A 24,586-nucleotide genomic window follows, 5' to 3' on the forward strand; every position below is an offset into this window, starting at 1 on the left:
ACCTTCTTGTCCTGCCTCTCCAACTGCTCGTTGAGAGCTGCCACTGCCATTGCTTCCGCCAGTTGTGCGAGCGCCTCGTCGCGCTGTTTGCGAAGCAGCTTGGTGTCGTCGAAACTCTTGCGGACCTGGGCAGGAACATCCCACAGCTGGGTCGAGAATAGCCCCGCGGCTTCGCTGAGGGCCGTGTAGTCCCGACGTGCCGTGCGCGCCACCCGGTCGCCGCAGACAAACTCGACCCGAACTCCCTGGCGCACCTTCTCGGTCTTGCGCAGCAGAATGGATCCGATCTGTCCCGTAGCACTGACATGGGTTCCACCACATGCCGACAGATCGAAGTCCGCGACCTCGACTATGCGTAGGTCGTCCCGCTCGGCGGGAGGCAGTTTTCGCAGCCCTAGCTTTTCTGCCTCGGCTCGCGAAACAAAACGGATGGTCACAAGGCGATTCTCGAAAATGATCTCGTTGGCGCGCCGCTCAGCTCCCGCGACCTGTTCCGAACTCAAAGACGTCATCTCCAGATCAATCGAACAGTAGTCCTCTCCCATATGGAAAGAAACCGTTTGTGCCTGATAGAGCTCGACGAAAGCCGCAGAGAGGACATGCTGCCCGGAGTGCTGCTGCATGTGGTCGCGGCGTCGCTCAAGGTCAACGCTGCCGTGCAAAGCGGCGCCCGCCACCAGTCCCGCAGGCGCTTCCAGGTAGTGGACAATCCTGCCGTCCTCTGTCTCTGCGACCTCCGCTACTCGTAACCGATCCTTCGAGCCGGTCGTCAACCAACCCGTGTCGTACATCTGCCCGCCGCTCGTGGGATAAAAAGCAGTCTCCCGCAAAATTACGCCATGACGATTCTCGGCACCCGAGGGAGGCAAGACATCTTCGACCACCGATTCAAATTCATGCAGCTGAGGATTGGTGTAGTAGAGACGATTCGTCATGAGTCCCGCCGGCGAGATAAAAAAAGCCAGGCACCGGCGACCCACTGCACACGAAAGAGCCCGTTACCGTTGCTTCCTTCCGGACCTGGCGGGGTTGGCGGGAAAACGTCGCGCGGGACCGATGCCTGACCATTCATTCTAGCAAGGATTTCCTCCGCGACCTCCGTGTCCTCCGTGGTAAACGCTTTTTTTTGCGCGGCAGGTGGCCAATGTTCAGCCGGGCACTCATCCCCGGCAATCGCGAAAATGTGTCATCATTTCAGTCCGGTTATGGAGCGCCAACCCAGTCTCGAACTCTTGGACACCGATGCGGGAACTCCACGCGAAATCGCCGGATCGCTTCGCGATCTCCAGATGTTCAACCAGTGGTTCGGAGGCGTTAGTGCCACTGAGACGATGGTCCGTCGCGCACTTGCCAGAGATCCCCGGCCTACCGCTTCCCTGCTTGAAGTCGCTGGGGGCGCGGGGTTCCTACCCGCGCAAGTGAAGCAGCGGCTTTCACCGCAGACCGACTTAACGATCACGGTTCTCGACCGCGCCCGCACGCACTTGAACGGCAGCGCACGCTCCGTGGCCGGTGACGCCTGCGCGTTGCCGTTCGCCGACAACGCGTTTGATCTCGTCAGCTGTAATCTCTTTGTCCATCACCTTGCGCCCGAGGACGTGCGGCAATTCGCGCGCGAGGCGCTGCGCGTTTGTCGTGTAGCCTTCCTGATTAACGACCTTATCCGCGACCCTCTGCATCTGGCGCTAACCTACGCGGGATTTCCCATCTATCGAAGTCGCATCACGCGGAATGACGCGCCGGCTTCGGTGCGGCAGTCCTACACTCCGCAGGAAATGCGCGATCTGCTGCAACCTTTGAGTCCGCAACCAATTCAAATCTCCAGGCACTATCTCTACCGCATGGGGATTATTACTTGGAAAGCATGAGCCGCGATTATGACTTGATCGTGATCGGTGGCGGCCCGGGTGGAACCTCGGCGGCCATCACCGCTGCGCGATCGGGCAATCGCGTTCTGCTGCTGGAACGCGGGCGCTTCCCCCGCCACAAGGTTTGCGGAGAATTTGTTTCCACCGAGTCGCTTTCCCTGTTGAAGTGGCTGCTGAGTGACTCGCATCAGGATTTATTCCATCGCTCCGTGCCATTGCAGGAGTCCCGGCTTTTCCTGGACGGGCGCACAGTCCGCGTACCCGTCAGCCCGCATGCAGCCAGCATTGCCCGTTACGACCTCGATCTTGCCTTGTGGCATGCAGCGGAACAGGCGGGCGTCACTGCTCTGCAGGAAACCACGGTTCAGCAGTTTGAAGGGGAAGGACCTTTTCGCGTCGCAACTTCTGACGGAGAATTTCGTGGCCGGGCGCTCATCAACGCAACCGGACGATGGTCAAACCTGAAGCCAGCCCCCGATACGCACGGCACTCGCTGGCTCGGGATCAAGGCGCATTTTCACGGCGAGATCGAACCCAGCGTCGACCTCTACTTCTTCGAGGGCGGATACTGTGGCGTCCAGCCCGTCCAAGCGACCGACGGTACCGTGCTCCTCAACGCCTGCGCTCTCGTTCGCCCCGACATCACATCCACGCTCGAAGAAGTGCTTGCCAGTCACCCGTTGCTGGAACAACGCAGCCGATACTGGACCGCCGCCTTCGCCCCGGTCTCAACATTCCCTGCAATTCTGCGACAACCGATTCCAGTCTCCGGCAATGTTTTTCTGGTTGGAGACGCGGCGGGCTTTGTCGATCCATTTGTCGGAGACGGTATTTCCCTCGCCCTGCGTGGCGGAAACATCGCAGCAACCAACCTGAGCATTTTCTTCCACAAAAGGTGTACTCTTCAACATTCACTTGAACTTTACGGACGGGCTTATCGACGCGATTTAGCCCCGGTGTATCGCAACTCCTCCCTGTTGCGGAGGTTTCTGAAGTGGCCGCGGGGCCTGAGGATTGCCGCGCTCTCGGCGTGCGAAAACAGTCCGAGGCTGGCTCGATATCTGGTAGATTGCACGCGTTCAAAGGCCCCGAACTTCAAGCCTCTCCCACAAGAAAGTTAGGACCGGATTTCCAGCGAAAGCTTCAGCGAACCAGCAGCACTTCACGGATGGCGTCGCGCGCAAGGAAGAATTTAATCGAAGCGAAGTCGCGGAACAGGTTTTCAATATTGCGGTTGTTGAATACCCGCTGCAGTCGCGGATTCTGCTTCCCGCCCTTGGCCGACAACTGCACTTCCTGCATCTCCAGCATATCGGTGCCCGTGATGTGGAAGCGGTAGCAGGGCGCATCGGGTCCAGCATCCCGGGTATGAAAGAACACCAGCAGCAGTCCACCCGGCTTCATCACCGACCACAGACGATCGATCGTCGGCTTCACCAGACTCTCTTCCATGTAGTCCGGAAGATTCCAGCACAGCACAACGTCGAACAATCCGTTTTGATAGGTGAGATTCTCTTCGAGAAATTTCTTGTCGTCCGGAACCGACTCACCCGCCGGATTCTTTACATGGATATCCGGATCGAGCGAAGCCTGCAGCAGATCCTCGCTGTAATTCTTGTGTCCCTTGGCCGTCAGAAAACGAATGTTATTGGCCGATGTCGATCCCAGATCGAGTACGCACAGAGGATTATCGGAATTCAGCAGCCGCGAGATTTCAGCCATGCCACTCGATCGGCGACTCCGCTTCTGCGGAACCGTTGGCTCCGAGGCATGGGACGAAGAGCTTCGAAAGAATCTCATCACGTTGTCAGCAACCGACGCCATCAATGACTACGTCCTGAACAGGAAAGCAACGTCAAGAATTCGCTGCCTTGCCGGCTTCCCTCTGAATATCAACTTTTCCCTGGAAGGCCGCGCCTTCCTCAATGGCAATCCTCTGGGTGGTCATGTCGCCGTTCACGATCGCCGACTTCTTCAGTTCAATTCGATCGGACGCAGTGACCGCTCCTTCGATCTTGCCCATGATCACCACGGTTTTCGCAGTCACCGTCGCCTTGATTTTTCCATTCGGGCCAATCGTCAGGCTGTTGTTGCGCAGCTCAATGCTGCCCTCCACGTTCCCGTCCACGTACAAGTCTTCAGAGCCCGACAGCTCTCCTTTGACTACCACCGACTTGCCGATGTGGGCAAAATCGCCCGTCTTCGGAGCGTCCATAGCCTTGGCCTCCATCCCGTCGCGCTTGAATGTTTCCGCGGAGACAAAGATTGTAAATCATTACACGGTCTGGAAGTCGAACCGGAGCGCCCAAACAGCGCTTTTCTCAAGCAACTTGACCGGAGGAGGAAACCTGCGGACGCCAGCATGCAACGCGTGGTTTGCTACCATCGTCTAATGATCAGGATGACCGGGGCCTCTCCCAGGATCGCGGAATTGATCAGCCGAGCTGCCTTGATTGCGCTACTGGCGCCAGCCTGCCTTGCCCAGTCAGACTCCATTTCATCTCCGCCCACTGCTCCCGCCGAATTGGTACGAAAGGCCGTTGACAATGAGATTAAGGCGTCGCAGGATCCCAACGCTCGCTTCATGTTCCGCAGCACCCGCACAAAATCCGGAGCAGCCGTCACCAAGATCTTTGTCCAGGCAAAAGAAGCAACGGCGGGCGTGGTCGTCGCCTACAACGGTACTCCGCTAACCCCAGCACAACGGCAGGATGAGCGTGCCCGCATTGAGCGCTTCACAAAGAGTCCCGACGAACTGGAAAAGAAGCGCCGTCAGGAACAAGTGGATGCCGACCGCACCATGCGCATCATCCGCGCCCTGCCCGACGCATTTATTTACGAATATGACGGAGAGAAATTGGGATCGCCCGGCGTGGGCAGATCAGGCGAACCGCTCGTCGCTCTGAAATTTCATCCCAATCCCCGCTATGATCCGCCATCCCGCGTGGAGCAGATCCTGACAGGCATGCAAGGCATCCTGTTGCTGGACGCTCATCGCAGCCGCCTCGCCTCCATTGACGGGACTCTCTACAAGGATGTTGGCTTTGGCTGGGGAATCCTCGGCCACCTGGATCAAGGCGGACATTTTCTAGTCCAGCAACAGGAAATCGGAAATAACTACTGGGTGATCTCGCGCACGAATGTGGAAGTGACCGGGAAGATTTTGCTTTTCAAAAGTTTCTCATTCAACCTGAATGAAGTATTCAGCGACTTCAAACCCGTTCTCAGGGACATCCCGTTCGCAAACGCAATCGAACTGCTGGAGAAAGAGGAGTCGTTGTTTACGGAATCCTCGGCAGTCGGCACCAAGAATTCCTCCGCCCGCTAGGCCTTGCCCGCCACCAACTTCTCTTCCCTGACCGCGATCTTCTTGATCCAGTCCTCGCGCACCCGATAACCGGTCCCCACTGCATCACTGATCCCAATCATTCCTTCCGCGCTCACCGACACTTCGGGCTCGATGATGTCTTCCTTCCAATATCGCTTGGACGCTGACACATCTCCCGGCAGCCGGAAGTTTTCGAGCGTTGACAACGCGATATTGTGTGCGCGCCCAATGCCCGATTCCAGCATTCCTCCGCACCACACCGGGGCGTTGTGCCGCTGCGCAACGTCGTGGACTCTCTTCGCTTCCGAAAAACCGCCAACGCGGCCCACTTTCACATTGATGATCTTGCAGGCCCCGGACTCCAGCGCAAAATCTGCATCCCGGGAATGCCGTATGGATTCGTCCAGGCAAATCGAGGTACGCAGCGCCTTTTGCAGCCGTGCATGCAGATAGATCTCATCGTTCCACAGCGGCTGCTCGATCATCAACAAGTTGAATGCGTCGAAGGCGCGTAAGTGCTCCGTCTGGTCGAGTGTGTAGGCCGAGTTCGCATCCACGCTGAGCACAATGTCCGACCAGCGCGAGCGTACTTTTTCAAGGATCTTAATATCCCATCCCGGCTTGACCTTCAGCTTGATGCGGCGATAGCCCGCGGCCACTTCCGTCGCGATTTTCTCCATCAATTGTTCAGGAGAATCCTGGATCCCAATCGACACTCCGCATGCGATCTCCCGCCGGGTCCCGCCCAGCAGTTTCCACAGGGGCAGCTTGCGCAGTTGCGCCTCCGCATCCCACACCGCGTTTTCGATAACGCCCTTCGCCATCTGGTGTCCGCGCACTTTAGAAAAAATTGCTGCGCAATCACGCCCGGCATCGACGGGATGCTGGAACAGCATCGGCGCAAGATAGTGCTTGATCGTCGGCCAGGCAGTCTCAATCCATTCGGAACTGTAGAACGGATCTTCGCCGGCAACACATTCGCCCCACCCCACGACACCATCCGCCTGTACGCTTACCAGGAGAATGCGGCGGCTATAGACACGTCCAAAGCTCGTCTCAAAAAAATGGACGAGCGGCAATTGAATTTCGCGCAGTGTGATCGATTCGATCTTCATGGGTATAGGGATGGACTGGAATGGGGAAGTATAGAGGGTCGAATCAAGAGGAGCAACCGCTTCAATACTGCCAGGATTCTTCCCAGGCACCAAGCAGGAACTTGCCGTTCCCCATCCCGTCTCGTTCGTATCCCAGGATCGTTAACCCATCGCCGATCGCCTCCTGCAATTCAGCACGGATTCTCGCCTGGTTTTCAGCCGCTTTCGCTCGCGTGGCGGTCGAGGCTTTCCACTCATAGATCTCCGCCGGCACCGCAATCCCGATCCGTGCCTCAAATTTTGGTCGTGATCCGTTCGCCAGCACCGCTTCGACACGGCGCGACTTCATCCACCACTCCGCCACCAGTCGATCGCTGGGCAATCCGCCCTGCAGTGGGGACGTCGTCAGTCCGTACTGATTGACGTTGTAACGGCGGGCAATCGCTCCCAGCTTTTCGATATTCAGATAGGCGTTCTTGATTTCGAGCGGATCAAACGTCCATTCCATCAACTCGAATCCACGCGCAATCGCATCTTCACGCTGACTCAATTTCAGGCGACGCCCCAGGCCGGCGTTTCGATACTCCTGTCGCACCGCCAGCATCTGGGAATGAAGGTAAGCATGGCCATTCCGCATGCCGGGAAGCGCCATGGCGAATCCGACGAGTGTTTCGCCGGAGAACGCGCCCATGACCTGGCCGCCAATCTTGTTCGCCACCACAAACAATCGAACCGGCACTAACTCTGCGTCCGAAAAACTCCACACTTCCTTGTGCAGAGCGAAGCAGGCCTGCATCTCATCGAGCGCTTCACATTTGCGGATAATGATTTCCGGGGCCGTCACTTCGTCGTCTGCCGTTCTTCTTCCTTCGCCTGCTGCCATAGTTGTTCGAGTTCGTCCGCGGTTGCCTGGGCAGGTCCGCGACCGGTCGCACGTAAACGCTCTTCCATTCGCTGAAAACGCTGTTTGAACTTGCGATTCGTCTTGCGCAACGCCGATTCTGGGTCCAGCGACAAATATCTCGCAATATTTACGAGCACAAAAAACAGGTCGCCAACTTCATCTTCCAGTCGCTCGCGAATTTCCGCAGACACGTTGAGCGTGCCCGACCCGGCGACGCCCTGACCAGTGGGCTGATTTGCGCCCGGTATTTGCGCAAGTTCCGCGCGCAATTCCGCCGTTTCTTCGGACAACTTTGCGAACAGTCCTTCAATCTCCGGCCAATCGAAGCCGACGCGAGCCGCCCGCGAACTAAGCTTATGCGCCTCGATCAACGCGGGCATTTTCGACGACACGCCCGCCAGCACCGACTGTGTGCCCTCCGCCTTCTCAGCCTGTGTCGCCGCACCGGCATCGGCCCGCTTCTTCTTTTCTTCTGCCTTCAGCGCGTCCCAGTTTCGCAGGACTTCCGCAGGAGTATCCGCCTTTACTTCTCCAAATACATGCGGATGCCGGTCCACGAGCTTGTTGGCCAGCCGATCGAGCACATCATCGACCGAGAAGTAGCCTTCCTCGCGCGCCATCTGGGAATAGAACAGAACTTGCAGGAGCAGGTCGCCAAGTTCCCCGGTCAGTTCAGGCCAGTCGCGATTGTCAATCGCTTCCAGAACTTCATACGTTTCTTCGAGAGTGTAGGGCTTGATGGTGTCAAAACTCTGCTCGCGGTCCCACGGACATCCTCCCGGACCCCGCAGCCGTTCCATGATCGCAACCGCCCGCTCGAATCGTTCGCCTGTGGTGGGCATGACTGTTCAATGTAAATGAGCGCTCTCAGCGCGTGCAAACGGCCCGCCAACGACGAAGGACGAACGACCAACGACGATTTTTACACTAGAAGAACTTCGCCTGTTGCGGTTCGATGCACTTGGCGACAATCAGAGTGATGTCGTCATACTGTTCGCACGCGCTGAACCGCTGCAACTCGTCAACTACCGCGGAAATCAAATCTCGCGATGCCAACTCGCGATGTCGCCGCAATGCTGTAATCAGGCGGGCTTCCCCAAATTCTTCTCCTGCCGCATTGAACGACTCGGTAACGCCGTCGGTAAACAACGCGAGCGTATCTCCCGCTCTCAGCTGACAGTCGTCGATCGAGCACGCCCATTCCTTGAATAGCCCCAGGACCGTACATGTCGATTCCAGCTTCTCCAGCGTGTCATCCGATCGCAACACGAACGCACATAAATGCCCGCAATTCGCATAGCGCAAGCGCTGCGTCACATCGTCGTACTCCGCAAAAATCAGGGTCGCATAGCTGCTGTCGGACGTGTTGTCGTAGAACAAATCATTCACCGACTGCAGGAGCCGTTGCGGCTCGTTCCACGCGATCGCGCACTGGCTGCGCAAATTGGCCTGCAGGTTGGCCATCAGCAGCGCTCCCGCAATTCCCTTCCCTGCAATATCCCCCAGCACCAGCCCAACGCGCTCTCGTCCAAGATTCAGGAAGTCGTAATAGTCGCCTCCAACCTGGCGAGCCTGGATGCACACCCCGGCATAGTCGAGGGTTTTCAACTCGGGAAGAGTTTGCGGGAAGAGTCTTGCCTGCACCTGCTTGGCGATTGCCAATTCGTGCGCAGACCGTCGCTCGGATTCCAGTTTCTCCGCCGCGGCGCGACGTTGCTGCTCCATCGCCTGCGTCATTTCGTCGAAGCTGACCAGCGCAAACGAATTGCGGTCGATATCCTCGAAACGGGTGAATACGCCACCCCAGATCGGCGTCTGCTTGCCTAGAAGCATCGACTCCGTGGTACCGGGATTCAGCGGCTTGACCCGTCGCAGCCGCGGCGCATGGCGAAAGCGAACGCCGCGCTTGCTCCATTCCGTATAGGTCGCAACTACATCTTCGGTGACAAATACCAGCGGCGTCGGTTGCCCAATACGTTTGTAGGCTTCCGATTCAGGATCGGGTGCAATCAAGGTCAGTACCGCAGTGCCGTCGGGCGGCGAAACTCCCACCCACCGCTCTCCAGATTGCAGGCACACATCAAACGCGAGGCTGAAACCGAGCTGATTGAGATAAAAGCGCAGACTCTTTTCGTGATCACGCACAAAGACGTTGACCGCGTGCACGCGCAAAGAAGCGTTCTTCCGTGCCGGACGGAGTTCCGATTCATCCACCAGGTCGAAAGATGGAAAGCCCACCATGGCCGTAGATTATAAAGCGCCCTGCCCTGCGTTGTAGTCCGGCACGGAGCAGGCCCATGAACAGTATCGAAATGCTTCGCAGAGTTTATGGAAGGAGAGACACCGTCTAACAGTGAAGGCTGGGCACCGTGGAACAGTGAATACTGGGACAACCGTGGAAGAGCAGGCCTTCAGGCCTGCGTTAGCAGCCAATTTGAATCGGGCTTTAGCCCCGGTGCTGCGAGCCACTCGCCCGCCTATTAGAGACCAATCACAACCCGCGATCCGATTTCCGTTTCATCCGTGATAATCGCGTCCACGCCCCACCGCACGAGTTCTCGCATCCCGTCAGCGTCATTGACTGTCCACACCATGACCCTCTTTCCCGCAGCGTGACATTTCTCGATTAACGCCTGGTCCGCCAATGAGAAATGCGGGATGACCCACTCGACTGGCGCCTTCTCCCACCGGCCCAGTTCACTTCGCTCATCGCAAAGAAATCCGAGCGGCACATCTGGATCGAGTTCATGGACCCTGGTCAACGCCGCCGGCAGAAATGACGAGATCACATATCCCTTTTGGGGAGGAAACTTGTGCAGCAACGACATCGTCTCCTCTTCAATCCCCGCCACTTTCAATTCGATATCGAGAAATGCCCGCGCCCCGAAGCCCTGCAAGACATCGTTCAACGTTGGCAATTCCAGATCTGCCGCCATGGTCCCGTCCACCGTGCGCCCACGAACGTGCGGATCATGGCACACCACCGCCACTCCGTCCGCTGACCGGCGCACGTCGAACTCGAACCCATCGCAGCCCCGCTGCAAACAGAGTTCAAACGACGCCAAAGTATTTTCAGGAATATGCCGAGACGCCCGTGCCCCGCGATGCCCGAGCAGTAGAGGCCGTTTCATGAGAGCTCTCAGTTTTCAAAAACAATTCTGCGCAACAGAAACGGCCGGCCCTACTGAGAACTGATATCTGAGAACTGAGAACCGGGAACTGAGAACTGGTTTCGTCAGTCCAAATCGAAGTCCCGGATCGGCCGCCCCGTATCCGGTGTCTCTTTCGCTTTCTTCACTGCTTCCTGGAATTTCTTTTCCATCAACTCGGAAGCGTTCTTCTGTGCGTCCATGGACTGCCGGAAGATCGATTCCCGTCGGTTGTCATGTTCCTTCAGCGCGCGGGCCGCTTCTTCCATGTCCGCAAACGTCCGGGGCTTGACCGCAGCAGTATGCGAGATCACCGCCTTGGTGGACAGATCCACCTTCATCAGTGCGCCGCAACAGGGACAGGTCAACTCGAAATTGGATTCGCGTTTCGCCACAACCGAATCATACCGCAATCCGTTCAGCGCGGCTGAAGATGCAGCGGGAAGACTTTGAAGAGGTACAGCATTTCCCATCCCAGCAGAACGATCGACACCACTACCACCATGATCGCCAGGATTTCGCCGAACGTGAGGCCTCGCCGGTCAGCTTCGAAGTGGTGAGCCCCCAGGCTCAGAATATTGATCGTGGCAAACGCAAACACCAGCGCCCACAAGATGTTGTAGATCTCTTCCCGCGTCGTCCGCAGCAGGAACAGCGCCGGCAAAATCCCCACCGCCAGCGCATGCACGGCGCGTCCACAGCTCTCCGACCAGGCATGCGCCTGATCAACGCTCGACAGCAGAAAACTGAAAGAAATTCTCGGGATCGTCTTAAGGGGCCGAAGCACTTTCATGGGATTCTGGATATTACCGTGTTTCACACCGCCAAGTCAGCCCTTCCTGCCTCTTCGATTTCCAGTCTTCAGGAAAACGTTTGTCATCCCGTGCCCGAAAAGTAGGATTGACAAATAGTACGCCGCGTACTATAGTACGTCTCGTACTATGAATGCTTTCTCCGCTCTCGAATTTGCCCTGCTCGGCCTGCTCCGGCAAAAGCCGCATTCCGGATACGACTTACGCAAGGCCTTTGCCACCACGCCCATGCGTCATTTCAGTGACAGCCCCGGTTCCATCTATCCCGCTCTCCGCCGGATGCAGACGCGCCGTTGGGTGAGTGCGATGGTTGAGAAAGATCACGCGCGCAAGCGCCAGGAGTTTGCCGTCACTTCTGCCGGCACTCGCGCCCTTGTCGCGTGGCTGCGCCAACCCATCACTCGCGAAGACGTCGTCTGGCGTTTCGACCAACTCATGCTGCGTTTCGCTTTCCTTGACGGCAACGTCGAACGCTCTGACGCGCTGGCCTTCCTTGAAGAATTCGAACGCGAAATGACGGCGTATGTCCGCGAATTACGCGAGTACGAAAAGACTTTTGATTCGAAACTGCATGCAACCACAGGTTATTTGGCCTTCAAGAACGGTATGGATTCTTACCATGCCCAACTCGTATGGGTACGCCACGTCCGAAAACAATTTACGGAGGTTGTGTCATGAAACTCATCGCAAGAGTACTGCTGTGCACTGTGACTCTGATCATCGCGACCGTTGTAAGCGGCGCCCTGGCCGGCGCCCTCCACCTTAAGCCTCCGGTCGTCGGTTGGTCGACGACGCCCGCGGCGATGCTTGCCTGGATGTCGCTGGGCAGCCTGGTTCTGATCGTTGGCATGGTGCCGATTGCGTCAGGAATCGGGGGCAGCTTTTCCGCCCGCTGCTTCGCTCTGGTAATGTTGCTTTTCCTTGCTAACGCCGTGAATCAAGTGCTCGAACTCACCATCTTCAGCACCATCGGCGGATTCGGCTTTCTCATCGCCCAGTACGTCATCGCTTTCCTCTTGACCGCCGCCGCGCTGGCGTGGGCATTCGGCGCGCACAATCCGGTCCCATCCCTGCCCCGCATGCCCGTCTCATCGTGGATATGGCGCGTGCTGGCCGCCTGGCTGGCGTTCCCGGTCATCTATCTCGCCTTCGGGATGTGCGTCGGTCCATTTGTTGTCCCCTACTACAAAACCGGCGTGCTTGGACTCATCATCCCTCCCCTCGATGTGATCATGCGCATGCAGCTCTTGCGTAGCTTCCTGTTCCTGGTCGCTTCGTTGCCTGTCATCTTGCTCTGGACAGGTTCGCGCCGGCGCTTGATCTTCGCCTTAGGTCTGGCTCATTCCTCCTTGGTCGGACTCTACGGCTTGGCCCAGGCCTACTGGATGCCATCCGTCCTTCGCGAATTGCACAGCGTTGAAATCGTGGCCGACTCCTTCGTCTATGCCACGGTTCTCGCCTGGCTGTTCTTCCCGCGCACTCGGACGGTTGCCACCTCCAGCGTGACGCACGCTCCTGTTGGCTCCGCCTCGGCAGCGTAGATACCTTCTTCGACTCCGGCACCGCTGCAAACGGCGCCGGAGTTGGACTTTCGGATTTCTCTTCCAACTCTCTCCGTTCCCCTGCCATTTACAATGGCACCCGATGAAACGCGTCCTGCTATTCGCTTGCCTGCTACTCCCGATACCAATCCTTGCCCAGGATTCCACCCCGAAGGACCTCGCCGCAGCGGCCCATAAAGCGCTCGCCGTCATCTCGGGAAAATTGAACGCAAAAGGGTTGGAGAAGCCGGTGGAAGTATTGCGTGACCGCTGGGGCGTCGCTCACATCTATGCCCAAAATCAGCACGACCTCTTTTTCGCTCAAGGGTTCGTCGCCGCGCAGGATCGCTTGTTCCAGATGGAACTGTGGAAACGTGCCGGCCAGGGACGCCTTGCCGAAGTCCTGGGCCCAGCCTTTCTCGCGCGTGACGTCAACGCCCGGCTGCTTCGTTATCGCGGTGACATGAAGGCCGAATATGAAAGCTACGCTCCCGACACGCTCGCGATCTTGACCGCGTTCACCGACGGCATCAATGCCTACATCGCGAGCCTCGCAAACTCCGGCAGTCATGGCCTGCCCGTGGAATTTCAACTCGCCGGATTTTCTCCCGACCCCTGGCATCCCGAAGACTGCCTCAACCGGATGGCTGCCTTTTCCATGACCGGCAACGCCTTCAGCGAACTCGAACACGCCCAGGCGGTATCTTTGATGGGCGCGGACAAAGCTTCTCTACTCTTTCAGTTCGACCCGGAAGTCACACTCGATCCCGCGCCCGGCGCCGACTTTGAGGGACTTGCCTCCAGCCTTCTGCAGAATCTTGTCGGCAGCGATCACCGCATCGAGTTCCCTGCCCGCGTTCCACAAGGCAGCAATAACTGGACTGTCTCCGGCGCACTCACCTACAGCGGCAAGCCGATGCTCGCCAACGACCCCCATCGCGTAATTGGATTGCCGTCCTTGCGCTACATGGTGCATCTCGTTGCGCCCGGATGGAACGTAGCCGGAGCCGGCGAGCCCGGACTACCCGGCGTCGCGCTTGGCCACAACGAACACATCGCGTGGGGCTTTACAATTTTCGGACTTGACCAGCAGGATCTCTACCTCGAAGAACTCAATCCCGCCGATCCGCTGCAATACAAAACAGAAACCGGCTGGCAACCAATGGAAGTGCTCCACGAAAAATTCGGCGTCCGGAAAGCAATTTCACCGGACGAGATGCGAAACGATATCGTTCGCGATCCCAAGGATCCGTCCTCAGTCGACATCGCCCTGAACTTCACGCGCCACGGACCCGTTCTATGGGATAACGGCAAACGCGCGATCGCTCTGCGTTGGGTAGGCAGCGAGCCGGGCACCGCGGGATATCTGGCATCCCTCGCCATCGACCGCGCAGAAGACTGGGATCAATTCGAATCCGCGGTCGCGCGCTGGAAAGTGCCGTCAGAAAACCTGGTTTATGCCGACACCTCGGGCAATATCGGCGAACATTCCGCCGGACTCGCTCCCATTCGCAAGTGGACCGGCCTGCTTCCCGTGCCCGGCAACTCCGGATTCGAGTGGACTGGATTCGTTCCCGTCAATGAGTTGCCCCATTTCTTCAACCCGAAAGAGGGCTTCATCGCCACTGCAAATCACAAGATGATTCCCGACCACTATCCCTACAACGTCGGATTCGAATGGGCTTCCCCGTATCGCATCAACCGCATCAACTGGATGTTTGAGAACGCGAAGGAACAAAATCACAAAATCACGCTGCCCGATATGGCCTTCCTGCAAAACGACATCACATCTCTGGCCGCGATTGAATTTCAGAAACTATTGCGCTCCACTCCCCTGATCGACGAACCCTCGTTGCACAAGTTTTTTGCCTGGGACGCTGAGCTCGAACGCAAGTCCACCGAAGCTGCACTCTATGAAGTCTGGCTCGACCAGATTCGCAATGCTCTCGCCGACCGCTTTAAGAAAGACCGCGGCGCAGCCCAGATCCTGAGCACCCACTACAAAGACTTGTCTCCCGACGCAATTTTCAAAATCCTCAAGACCCCCGACCCGAACGCCAACCGTAGCGCCGGCGACCCGCCGGCCCCAAAGCCGACGAAGTCGGCAACCGAAGACGCTCTCGCTCTATTCGGTCCCAACCCCGGCCCGGAGCGCAACCAACTCTTGTACGACACCCTGAAATCCGCCCGTGCAGAACTGGAAAAACTCCTCGGTCCCGATTCGGCGGAATGGACGTGGGGCGCTCTCCACGTCGTTCACTTCCGCCACGCCCTCGACCAGCAACCCGGCGCTAAGAGTCTGTTCGACCTCGGCCCACTCGCCCGTCCCGGAGACGAATACACTCCCAATGCAACCGCCACGAGCGATTCATGGGAGCAAGTCTCCGGCGCCAGTTATCGCCAGATCATCGACCTCAGCAACTGGGACCGCTCCTGGGTCGTCAACACGCCCGGCCAAAGCGGACAGCCCGGCAGCCCGCACTACTCCGACCTTCTGCCTCTCTGGGACGCAGGCCGCTACTTTCCGCTACTCTATTCAAAGAAGGCCGTGGATGGTGAAACCACGAATCGCCTGACTCTGGAACCGTAACCTGAAGTGCATAAATTTAAACCGTAGCGCCGGCAACTTGCCGGCTGTCTCGAGGGCGACCCGCCCTCGCGCCATCGACACGGACCGTAATTGCCGGCCATATTTAAAATCATGAAATCGCCCATCAAATTTATTTTCTTCGACGTCGGCAACACGCTCCTGTTCCCCAATCGTGATCGCATCCACGCGCCGCTAGCCGACCGAGGACTTACTCCCGACGCTACTGTCCTGCGCAATCTCGAACGCACCACCAAGAATCAATTTGACGCCCGCATGGTCCAAGACGGCAGCACGGATCACAGTTTCTGGTGGATGTTCTATACCCAGCTTCTAGCCAAAATCGGCCTGAACGACGACGGCGTCCGCGATCAACTCGTCACCAACATTCGCCAATCCGCCAACTGGGACATCATTCCTCCCGGCACCCGCGAGCACTTGCAACAAATCGGTGCGCGCTACAAAATTTCCGTGATCTCCAACGCCGACGGCAAGATCGAAGATGTCCTCGCCCGCTGTAATATCGCCGACTGTTTCCAGACCATCACCGACTCCGGACTGGTCGGCGTTGAAAAGCCCCATCCCGAAATCTTTCGCCAGGCGCTCCAGAAGATGAACGCCGCTCCGGAAGAGAGTCTGTACGTCGGCGACATGTACTCCGTCGACTATCTCGGCGCAACCGGAGCGGGCATGCAAGCCATCTTGATGGACGTCCCCGGCGCCTACCACGAGCGCGGAGTTGCGCGAGTCGAGTCGTTGGAAGAACTACGCGCATCGCTTTCCTGATTTGGTTTCTCGTCGTTGGTCGTTCGTCGTTCGGAACTCGCCGAAGCAAGCCGCCTCTGGCCGTTTCGCTACCGACCAGCGATTCGTCGTCATCACTGGCATCGTTGTCCCGGCATCGCTACAATCACGAATCATGCTGGATCCAACCCGCTTTCTCGTCTTCCTGACCGCCGCCATCGTGCTCGCCATCGCTCCCGGACCCGGCATGCTCTACGTGCTCGCGCGAACCCTGGCCGGCGGCCGCCGCGAAGGGCTGCTCTCCTCCCTCGGCACATTCTTCGGAGGCATGGTGCACGTATTCGCCGCCGCCGCTGGAGTCTCGATCATTCTCGCGAAGTCCGCGCTGGCATTTTCGGCTGTCAAATATCTAGGCGCAGCCTACCTCTGCTTCCTCGGCGTTCGCATGATCCTCGATGCCCGGCGTGATGAGGCCATCGAACTCGTCACCGCACCTCGCACGAAGAATCCCTTCTGGCAGGGAGTCATGACAGAAGTGTTGAATCCGAAGACAGCGCTCTTCTTTCTCTCGTTCATTCCGCAATTTGTGAATCACTCCAACGGCCATGTTTTCGCACAATTCGTCCTGCTCGGAGCAATTTCCGTCACGCTAAACACAACCGCCGACGTGATCGTGACGCTGCTCGCCGGGCCACTCGGCAAACGCATCCGAGAATCCGCCCGCTTCCGCCGTCGTCAACGCACCGTGACCGGAGCCATCATGATTGGCTTGGGAACCTATCTCGCATTGGGCGAATCGAAGTAGCGCTCCGACCTCGACTCCAATTGCGGGAGGGCACGGCTTCAGCCGTGCCACAAGACCACTGCACACGAGGGCTTCAGCCCCTGAGGGAAACTCGCATTTGTTTTTGGGTGGCGCAGCGGTTTACCGCTGCGATATGAGCCTTTTTTGGAGAGACGGCTTTAGCCGCTGAGGGGAAGCCTAACTGACCTCAATCATCTGGTGATCATGACAATCCGTGTGGATCGCCTCATACAGACTCTGCAACAATCCCGCCCCATAGCGCGCCACGAAACTGACGCCCGCAACCTCGCGCTCCTGTAGCGCTTTGTTGGGATATAGGGCCCCACTCATGAAATTGGCCTTGCGCGTGACCACTTCGTTGCGCAGCACTTCCGCTCGTGCCGCTCGCGCCTGCAGTTGCGAGAGCTGGTATTGCATCTTCTCTTCCGCATTCGACGCCGCATCCACCAAGGTCGAATCCAACCGCGCGAGCGACTCACGGATCGCAGCCAGGGACGTTTCCAACGTCGCCTTCGCATCCGCAAATTGTCCCTGCAATTCTGACGGCAGAGCGCGTGTCGCCAGCATCTCTCGCAACTTTTCCGGTCCTTGGAACATGTCGCTGAGGGTCAACTGGAAATGCTCGAGCACACGTTGTGCCTTCGCTTCCACCAGCGTCGCCGAAAAGCGTGGCAGCACTGGAGTCACTCGCCCCATCAACTGTTCATACACCACCGCCGCCTGTGCGAAGTAAGCAACCTCCGCCGGACCTCCGGTATAGACCAGTGTCGGCAGTAAATAGTCCTGAACGACTGGACGCAACAGCGCATTCGGACTGAAGTTCACAGGGTTCGCTTCAATTCGATCCAGCAGTTCTTGCGCAGAACTGCGTTGCTCCCCGACTACAAACTCGCCCTCACCTTTTCGCCGGACGGCCGTTCGCGCGCCATTCTGAATTTCGAAGAGCAGCGTGCTTGCCGACGTGACTTTTACTTGCTGGTGATATCCCGCCGCCTCGATCGCCTTGCCCCGCGCCAGCAGAGCCTCATCCAACTCCGCAGATCGCTCGATGGCTTGTCGCAGAATCGGCTTCGCCAGTTCATGAAACGCCGGATCGTACTGATCAAGCAGGATCACTCCCCAATCCGCGAACAACTTCGCCATCAAGCGGCCAAATGCGCTGCCCAGGGTTTCTCCCGGACGATATGCCTCGCGCAGCCACGTCCCGACCTCACTATCTCCCAGCAGCGCCACCGCGCGCTCGACTACCGGTTCGACCTCCGGCCCCAATCGAATCCCACCCACCGGCGCATCTTCAATTCCGTGACTCGTGACCGTCAGAGACTCCAGTCCACCCTCGGCCGCCAGCGCGACATGATTGATCTCGGCCAGGTCGTGATCTTCCGTTGCCAGCCAGAACACCGGAACACACTCCACTCCAGCCATCGAGGCCTGTTCTGCCAGTTTCACGGCGGTCAGTGCTTTGAAGATCGAGAACAGTGGTCCGCCAAACAATCCAACCTGCTGCCCGGTCACTGCTGCGACTGCGCCGCGTCGAAGTCTCTCGATGTTTGCAAGAGTCTTCGGCCCTGCTCCGAAGTTGCGATTCTGTCTTTCAAGAATGTCGCTGACTTTCTGCCGGCGAGCGTCGTCATAGCGCACCCGTCCTGCTTCTTCTTTTACCCACTCGGGAAATAACGGCGACCGCGGATAGAACTCATGAACGCTTGGCTTGTAGGAGAGATAGTCCAGAAAGAGGCGGGTAGTATGCGGAATCTGCGCGAACGGGAGACACTGGGTCTTCACCGGCAACACTCCCAACACCGTTGTGTGATCACAATCCGCATATTTGTTCCGCTGCAGCCCGGACAGATACCTTACCATCTGATGTCGCCCAGCCGCTTAAGTTGCAGAGTCTTACTGTAGCGCCGGCGCCCCGCCGGCAGTCACGGGGGCGACTCGCCCGCGCAGGCATTTCCGTCGCGTCCTCAGAGGCTAATTTCGGAATTCCCTACTTGGCGCTGGCCGTCGACTTCCCCAGCCGCTCCAGCCCAGCATGCGCCTCTTTGGCAAACTCGCCTTCAGGGAGGATCTTCAGATACTGCTCGTAGTATTTCTTGGCTTCAACCTTGTCGCCCAGCTTTTCCTGGCATTCCGCCAAACGTAGACTAGCCATCGCGTCATTGTCTTTGTAGAAGAGGGCCTCTTTGTAACGTTCCAGCGCCGCCTTGTAGTTCTTGCGCTTGAAGTAGAAATCTCCCACCTCGACGTCCTTCAGCGCCTTCATCGGATTCCAAGGATGGAATTCCTGCACATCCGAACCTTCCGTCTTGTCTTCCTCTTCAAGATCGGCCACAGCTGCCTTGCTGTAGGGATGCGCCTTCTCATCGTCCTTGGGAGGACTGATATCGATCCGGGTATCGCGGCTGGAACTCTCGTCGGCCTCGCGACTGCGCTCGGTGGGCTTGTCGGAAGTCTGCCCAGCCAGGTAAGTTGCCGCAAAGACTACGGCGAGAACGAGTGGAAGGATTCGCACAACCATATTTTAACTCTGATGCGCGCCGCCTGCTGCCAGCAAAAAAATCAGGCCGCCCACAACTCGGGGCGGCCTGCTTTTGGCGAAATCCTCCGGGGAGGAGGGAAAAACCTAAGTCGACAACTTACAGCGACGACGGCGGATTGTTGTTCGCTGTCGGTGCTGGCGCTGCTGCCGGAGCCGGCGCGCCGCCCGTGGTGTTGGTCATCAGGTGCACATCCACGCGGCGATTCTTTTTGCGGCCTTCCGCAGTCTTGTTGGTCTCAACCGGCTTGTCTTTGCCCAATCCGATCAGGTAGATCTTGTGAGCCGGAATGCTCTTCTCCGACGCCAGGTATTGGATCACGGAGTTAGCGCGGCGCTGGCTCAGATCGTAGTTGTATTCCGAGCTGCCTACCGAGTCCGTCGCACCTTCCACGGTGATGATGTATCCCTTGGTCGTGGCAACGCTAGTAGCCAACTGATCCAGCTCTTCTTTGGCTTGCTTGGTCAGGTTGTCTTTGTTGAATCCGAACAATACCGACGAATCCGCCACCGAACGGTAGTTGTCGAGGTTGACGACGGTATTGGTCAGGCTATCGACACGCTGCGTCGCATTGTTTGCGAGCAACTGCGCGTCATCAGCCTGTTTGCCGGCCGCCAGGGCTTTCTGGTCGACTTCAGCGGCTTTCGCCTGCACGCCTTGGATTCCAGCCTGGGCGCGTTGATCGACATCCTTGATGTCTTTCGAATTTTTCGCAGTCAAGTCGTCCAGTTCGTTGGTCTTGTTGATCAGCGGCGTGGTCTGCTGGCGAACATAGTTCTTGCTCGAGCAGCCAATCGTGGCCGCGAGCGCACCAGACAACATTAGGGTCATTGCAATACGATTCATTGGATTAAGGGCTCCTTCCCCATCAGTCCTTCTTTGTGATCAGATCCTGTACCTATCTTTTACGAAGACTGCACTCACACCACTACTAAAGCACGGGTCATGCCATTCATCGCGCCAAACATGCCACTGTAAAACTATATTTATGTGCGACTTAGCGTTGCAGACCCAAGATTCCCACAACTTGCCCGCGCAATCGCGTCCCAAACAGTAGAAATTTTATATGGTTGGTTTCTTCGGGGACAGTATAAGTGCGGGCGCCGGGAAGCGCCACTGGCACGCAAAAATAGATAAGGCGGACCGAATACTCGGCCCGCCGTTTAAGAAACTCTCACCGGTTCCTTACTTCTTCGCGATCTTCTCGAACGCCTCTTGAAACTGCGTGAGCAGCGGAGTCTCACCCTTCTGCAATCCGCCGCGTCCCATCACCCGCCACAAATAGGTGTCGGATGAAGAGTGAGCATCGTATACAGCGAGCACATCCTCGGACCCGCGCGACTGCACAGCCATGATGATGTCCGCATCTGCCGGACGATAGACCAAGGTCAACTTGCCCCACTTCTGGAGTTCGTCCTGCACTCGTCCAATCGCCTCGCGATCCTCGGGCAAGATATTCGGGTTGTACTGATTGCCGTCATACGACGTCACATACACAAAGCGCGCGTTCGCCAGAACACCTGGCATCGCCGGCGGTTCGTTCTTAGCCATCGCGATCCCAGCCAGCGCAATGCACAACACTGCTACAGCAAACATCTGCTTTTTCATGGTTTGGTTCCTCTGCATTCTGATCGTTTAGATGCAGCAGGCAACTAGTTAGTTGTGAGGGCGACGAAAGGCTTACATCACGCTGGGAACGCTGATTCCCAAGGCAGATAGCACGCGCGTCAGTTCCCGCCGCGCCACGGCCGCGGTTGTCAACAGAAACGCCTTCCGCCCTTCATCGGCCTCAACGAGGATCGGATGCCGGTGATAGAACGTGTTGAACAACTGCGCCATCTGAAACGCGTGCTTCGCAAGATAAGCAGGCTCCGTCGTAGCGATGCACTGCCGCACTATAAAAGAAGTCTTCGCCGCCGTCAGCCACAGCTCCCAGATCGCATCCCCTTCGGGCCCGTCAAGATATTTAGCAAAATCCGCCGTAGAGACGGGGCTCGCCCCGTCTCCGTGTGCCTCTGCAACAAATTTTGCTGGATCGAATCCACCCTTGCGAAAGATATTCATGGCTCGCACCACCGCGTACTGCGCGTACGGCCCGGTCTCACCCTCGAAACTGAGCGCGTCCTTGAAATCAAACGCAATCACTGACGGCTTGGTGTACTTCAGCATGAAGAATCGCAACGCCCCAATCGCAATCTGCGTCGCAATCTCCGCCCGCTCGGTGTCACTAATCTCCGGATGCCGCGAATCCACTTCTTTCCGCGCCGACGCAATCAGCTTATCGATCAGATCGTCTGCCTTGACCCCAAACCCCTTGCGCCCCGAAACTTCGATCCACGGCCGCGCCTTGTCCTCATCGCTCAGTTCGTAGCCGAGTTCCGCCGCGCATCGCGGCGTGAGGGCGACCATCTCATAAGAAAAATGCGTATAGCGGTCCGCCGCCTCGTTATGACCCAACCCGCGCAACGCCTCAATCACCGTGTTCTGCGCCTCCGCCTGCCGCGCATCGATCACGTTATAAATTTCCGCCACATCGCCAAAGTGAGGATGATCCTTCTCTCCGTGCTCGGTCGAGATCCAACAGTCATGTTGGTTGGGATACCGGAAAAACTTGCGATATCCAAAATCGCGCCCCAGCAGCCCGAACTTCCACATGTGATAGGCGATATCCTTCCCCACATACCCCACGGTCCCGTTCGACCGCACAATCACTTTCTGATCTTCCTCGGAGATATTGCCTTCCTCTGTGCCCTCCGTGACCTCCGTGGTTAAGGCTTTTGCAGTCCCCGCCCGCCGCATCACCCAGCAGCCTTTGTTCTTTCCCGCTTCCTCGAACGTCAGAACTCCAGCTTCCTTGAGTTTTTCAAACGCCGCCGACCAGAAATCCAGATGAAGGATCTCACTCTCCCGCGGCAGGAAGTCATACTCAATGTCGAGTCGATCCATCGTCTCCAGATGCCGCCGTAGCACCGCCACCGAAATCAACTCCGCGATCGCCGCCGTTTCGTTATTCCCTTGTTCGATCGCATGCAGAGTCGCGAGCCGCGCCTGCAGGTTCTGCTTATCCTGCGCGTACCACTGCGAAGCCCGTGCATAGAGATCCCAGCAATAGAAATCAAATTTCGGAGCCGTTGCCAGCGCCTCAATCTCCGCCCGTGTCTTTTGTTCGATGTGCAGAAATCCCACCACGACATCGGCGACCTGCACCCCGGTATTGTCGATGTAATTCTGAACGTCGACTTCCCTGTCCGCACACCGCAGCAACCGGACAAAAGTGTCGCCAAGGATCGCGTTCCGCAGATGTCCGATGTGCGCCGCTTTATTGGGATTAATACTGGAATGCTCGACCAGCACCTTGCCCGGAGGAACTTCGTCAGCCGGTTCATGGTCAGCAACCAGCGCCGCCGCTACTTCCGCACGGTTAACCCGCACGTTGATATATCCCGCCCCGGCAATCTCAAATTTCTCAAACCCCGGCACCGTTCCAATTCCCGCGACAATCTCCTCCGCAATCTTGCGTGGAGCCTTGCGCAGCTTCTTCGCAAGCTCGAAAGCCAGCGGCAGCGCGTATTCTCCAAACTCAATTTTCGGAGGCTGTTCAATGACGATATTGACCACATCAAGGTCATAGGTGCGCTTCAAAAATCCGCGCACAGTTTCGCTTAGCCGGCGTTCCAGGTGTCGGTACAAGAATCCCTCTAAATGATTGAAGAAACAGTGATTCTAACAGAGCAAGCACGACGCCCAGGTTTGACGGAAAAGAGCAGCGTTCCCTATGATGAAAATTGGTCGTTAGTCGTTCGTCGTTCGTCCTTCGCCACCTCTGTGAGGGGCGCGCCAGCACTTAGCGAACGACGAAGGACGACCGACCAACGACGGTTTTCTCCATGCGCATTGCCTACTTAGACTGTTTTTCCGGCATCAGCGGCGACATGTTCCTCGGCGCCCTAGTCGATGCCGGAGTGTCTCCCAAAATATTGGAAGACACCGTCGCGGCATTGGATATCGGTGCGCACCTGGAAATTTCTCGTGTCGTCCGCAGCGGAATCGCCGCCACCAAAGTGGATATGCACGCGCACGGAGAAAAAGATTCGCCGCGTGAAGTGGAATCAAGCCCGCGCGATCACACTCATTCCCACGACAAGCATGATCATGCCCATGATCATTCCCACGATGGCTCGCACCAGCACGCCCATTCTCATGATCACGAAAGCCATTCGCATTCCCACGGCCGTGGCCTGAATGAAATCCGCGTCATCATCCAGAAGGCATCGATCAGCGCCACTGCCAAAGTCACCGCGGTCCGCATCTTTGAGGCTCTGGGCGCGGCCGAAGCCGAGATACACAACACGTCCATCGACAAAGTTCACTTCCACGAAGTCGGCGCCGTCGATGCGATGGTCGACATCGTCTGCGCCGCGGTTGGAGCCGAATCCCTGGCCATCGATGAATGGATCTGCTCGCCTCTCAACGTCGGCAGCGGAACTGTAAAATGCGCCCACGGCACTCTCCCCGTGCCCGCGCCCGCGACCCTGAAATTACTCAAGGACGCGCCTGTATATTCGTCGGGTCCCACTGTTGAACTGGTGACGCCGACCGGAGCAGCCATCTTGAGGACGCTCGTCACGCGCTTCGCTTCCTTTCCGTCGATGACGGTCGCGCAAGCCGGATACGGCGCGGGCACTCGCGATTTCCCGCAGCATCCGAATGTCCTGCGCTTGACCATCGGAACCTCGACGCAAGATGTCCACCTGACCAGCGAGACCATCTCTGTCCTCGAAGCCAACCTCGACGACCTCAGTCCGCAAGTGCTGGCCTATGCGTCCGAGAAACTACTATCCGATGGCGCCCTCGACGTTTTCAGCATTCCCGTGCAGATGAAGAAGGGCCGCGCCGGATCGTTGCTGACCGTGCTCTGCAAGCCCGGTGACACGGATCGCCTGACCAAGTTAATTTTTGCGGAGACCTCGACACTCGGCGTCCGGAGCCGCGAAGAACATCGTCAGACACTCGCCCGCCGCTGGGAAACCGTGAAAACATCCTGGGGCGACGTACGGATTAAGATCGCCAGCATGAATGGCAGCATCTCTAACTATGCGCCCGAATACGAAGACTGCCGCGCCCTGGCCGAAGCCAATCAGGTGCCGCTGAAAGCAGTTATCGAAGAAGCAATGCGACAATACAAGAGCCGCTAGCTACTAGCTGCTGGCTCCT

24 protein-coding genes and 1 other RNA gene are annotated in these 24,586 nt (G+C 57.6%); 9 read left to right on the forward strand and 16 right to left on the reverse strand.

What is annotated here, in order from left to right; all coding sequences use genetic code 11:
- The coding region (locus HY010_00005) for an alanyl-tRNA editing protein (protein MBI3474088.1) at window positions 1-935 on the reverse strand (935 nt) is incomplete at its 3' end.
- Between the two features lie 27 nt (window positions 936-962).
- An RNA gene (ffs, locus tag HY010_00010) (signal recognition particle sRNA small type) lies at window positions 963-1,060 on the reverse strand.
- A gap of 145 nt (window positions 1,061-1,205) precedes the next feature.
- On the opposite strand from ffs, the gene HY010_00015 reads away from it, so the two are divergent.
- Window positions 1,206-1,868, forward strand: coding sequence for a methyltransferase domain-containing protein (locus HY010_00015; protein MBI3474089.1), 663 nt, complete (start codon window positions 1,206-1,208; stop codon window positions 1,866-1,868).
- Entirely contained in the window at window positions 1,865-2,989 is a 1,125-nt protein-coding gene (locus HY010_00020) for an NAD(P)/FAD-dependent oxidoreductase (protein MBI3474090.1), read from the forward strand. Before HY010_00015 ends, HY010_00020 begins: the two co-directional genes overlap by 4 nt.
- Before the next feature lie 22 nt (window positions 2,990-3,011).
- Here HY010_00020 and HY010_00025 read toward each other — a convergent pair whose 3' ends face one another.
- Complete coding sequence (locus HY010_00025) at window positions 3,012-3,590, reverse strand: methyltransferase domain-containing protein (protein MBI3474091.1); 579 nt, start codon at window positions 3,588-3,590, stop codon at window positions 3,012-3,014.
- A 133-nt stretch (window positions 3,591-3,723) separates the two neighbouring features.
- Window positions 3,724-4,083: a polymer-forming cytoskeletal protein gene (locus HY010_00030; protein ID MBI3474092.1), complete on the reverse strand. Its 360-nt coding sequence runs from the start codon at window positions 4,081-4,083 to the stop codon at window positions 3,724-3,726.
- A gap of 216 nt (window positions 4,084-4,299) precedes the next feature.
- On the opposite strand from HY010_00030, the gene HY010_00035 reads away from it, so the two are divergent.
- Entirely contained in the window at window positions 4,300-5,196 is an 897-nt protein-coding gene (locus HY010_00035; GenBank protein ID MBI3474093.1) for a hypothetical protein, read from the forward strand.
- Here the strand turns inward: HY010_00035 and menC are convergent.
- From menC to HY010_00070, 7 genes are all read right to left on the reverse strand, one after another.
- Window positions 5,193-6,311, reverse strand: a complete 1,119-nt coding sequence (menC, locus tag HY010_00040) for an o-succinylbenzoate synthase (GenBank protein ID MBI3474094.1) — start codon at window positions 6,309-6,311, stop codon at window positions 5,193-5,195. The genes HY010_00035 and menC overlap by 4 nt on opposite strands.
- A 61-nt stretch (window positions 6,312-6,372) precedes the next feature.
- Window positions 6,373-7,086: a GNAT family N-acetyltransferase gene (locus HY010_00045; GenBank protein MBI3474095.1), complete on the reverse strand. Its 714-nt coding sequence runs from the start codon at window positions 7,084-7,086 to the stop codon at window positions 6,373-6,375.
- Between the two features lie 44 nt (window positions 7,087-7,130).
- The gene (gene mazG, locus HY010_00050; protein ID MBI3474096.1) at window positions 7,131-8,036 is read right to left on the reverse strand and encodes a nucleoside triphosphate pyrophosphohydrolase; all 906 of its coding nucleotides are present in this window, start codon (window positions 8,034-8,036) and stop codon (window positions 7,131-7,133) included.
- A gap of 85 nt (window positions 8,037-8,121) precedes the next feature.
- The gene (locus tag HY010_00055) at window positions 8,122-9,435 is read right to left on the reverse strand and encodes a SpoIIE family protein phosphatase (protein ID MBI3474097.1); all 1,314 of its coding nucleotides are present in this window, start codon (window positions 9,433-9,435) and stop codon (window positions 8,122-8,124) included.
- Window positions 9,436-9,674: 239 nt separating this feature from the next.
- Window positions 9,675-10,325: a glycerophosphodiester phosphodiesterase gene (locus tag HY010_00060; GenBank protein MBI3474098.1), complete on the reverse strand. Its 651-nt coding sequence runs from the start codon at window positions 10,323-10,325 to the stop codon at window positions 9,675-9,677.
- 104 nt (window positions 10,326-10,429) lie between these two features.
- Window positions 10,430-10,738 carry a hypothetical protein gene (locus tag HY010_00065; protein MBI3474099.1) on the reverse strand — a complete coding sequence of 103 codons (309 nt, stop codon included), beginning with the start codon at window positions 10,736-10,738 and terminating at the stop codon, window positions 10,430-10,432.
- A 23-nt stretch (window positions 10,739-10,761) separates the two neighbouring features.
- Window positions 10,762-11,163, reverse strand: a complete 402-nt coding sequence (locus HY010_00070; GenBank protein ID MBI3474100.1) for a hypothetical protein — start codon at window positions 11,161-11,163, stop codon at window positions 10,762-10,764.
- Window positions 11,164-11,284: 121 nt separating this feature from the next.
- On the opposite strand from HY010_00070, the gene HY010_00075 reads away from it, so the two are divergent.
- The 5 genes from HY010_00075 to HY010_00095 all read left to right on the forward strand — a co-directional run bounded on the left by HY010_00075 (window position 11,285) and on the right by HY010_00095 (window position 16,832).
- Window positions 11,285-11,833 carry a PadR family transcriptional regulator gene (locus HY010_00075; GenBank protein MBI3474101.1) on the forward strand — a complete coding sequence of 183 codons (549 nt, stop codon included), beginning with the start codon at window positions 11,285-11,287 and terminating at the stop codon, window positions 11,831-11,833.
- Window positions 11,830-12,696 carry a hypothetical protein gene (locus HY010_00080; protein MBI3474102.1) on the forward strand — a complete coding sequence of 289 codons (867 nt, stop codon included), beginning with the start codon at window positions 11,830-11,832 and terminating at the stop codon, window positions 12,694-12,696. The genes HY010_00075 and HY010_00080 overlap by 4 nt, the downstream gene beginning before the upstream one ends.
- 103 nt (window positions 12,697-12,799) lie before the next feature.
- Window positions 12,800-15,286 carry a penicillin acylase family protein gene (locus tag HY010_00085; GenBank protein MBI3474103.1) on the forward strand — a complete coding sequence of 829 codons (2,487 nt, stop codon included), beginning with the start codon at window positions 12,800-12,802 and terminating at the stop codon, window positions 15,284-15,286.
- Window positions 15,287-15,397: 111 nt separating this feature from the next.
- On the forward strand, window positions 15,398-16,069 hold the full coding sequence (locus HY010_00090; protein ID MBI3474104.1) for an HAD family hydrolase: 672 nt from the start codon (window positions 15,398-15,400) through the stop codon (window positions 16,067-16,069).
- Window positions 16,070-16,202: 133 nt separating this feature from the next.
- Window positions 16,203-16,832 carry a LysE family translocator gene (locus HY010_00095; protein MBI3474105.1) on the forward strand — a complete coding sequence of 210 codons (630 nt, stop codon included), beginning with the start codon at window positions 16,203-16,205 and terminating at the stop codon, window positions 16,830-16,832.
- A 177-nt stretch (window positions 16,833-17,009) separates the two neighbouring features.
- On the opposite strand, the gene bshC is transcribed toward HY010_00095, so the two are convergent.
- The 5 genes from bshC to argS form a co-directional block, all read right to left on the reverse strand.
- Window positions 17,010-18,617, reverse strand: coding sequence for a bacillithiol biosynthesis cysteine-adding enzyme BshC (gene bshC / locus HY010_00100; GenBank protein MBI3474106.1), 1,608 nt, complete (start codon window positions 18,615-18,617; stop codon window positions 17,010-17,012).
- A gap of 205 nt (window positions 18,618-18,822) precedes the next feature.
- Window positions 18,823-19,353 (reverse strand): tetratricopeptide repeat protein, encoded by a 531-nt coding sequence (locus HY010_00105; GenBank protein MBI3474107.1) that lies wholly within the window; start codon window positions 19,351-19,353, stop codon window positions 18,823-18,825.
- 118 nt (window positions 19,354-19,471) lie between these two features.
- On the reverse strand, window positions 19,472-20,218 hold the full coding sequence (locus HY010_00110; protein MBI3474108.1) for an OmpA family protein: 747 nt from the start codon (window positions 20,216-20,218) through the stop codon (window positions 19,472-19,474).
- 339 nt (window positions 20,219-20,557) lie between these two features.
- A complete protein-coding gene (locus tag HY010_00115; protein MBI3474109.1) occupies window positions 20,558-20,980 on the reverse strand; it encodes a hypothetical protein in 423 nt (140 codons plus the stop codon).
- Window positions 20,981-21,052: 72 nt separating this feature from the next.
- Window positions 21,053-23,062: an arginine--tRNA ligase gene (argS, locus tag HY010_00120; GenBank protein MBI3474110.1), complete on the reverse strand. Its 2,010-nt coding sequence runs from the start codon at window positions 23,060-23,062 to the stop codon at window positions 21,053-21,055.
- Between the two features lie 197 nt (window positions 23,063-23,259).
- On the opposite strand from argS, the gene larC reads away from it, so the two are divergent.
- The gene (gene larC / locus HY010_00125) at window positions 23,260-24,567 is read left to right on the forward strand and encodes a nickel pincer cofactor biosynthesis protein LarC (protein ID MBI3474111.1); all 1,308 of its coding nucleotides are present in this window, start codon (window positions 23,260-23,262) and stop codon (window positions 24,565-24,567) included.
- Window positions 24,568-24,586: the final 19 nt, after the last annotated feature.

The sequence above is a fragment of the Acidobacteriota bacterium genome, from assembly GCA_016196065.1.
Classification (GTDB): Bacteria; Acidobacteriota; Terriglobia; order Terriglobales; family Acidobacteriaceae; genus Acidiflorens.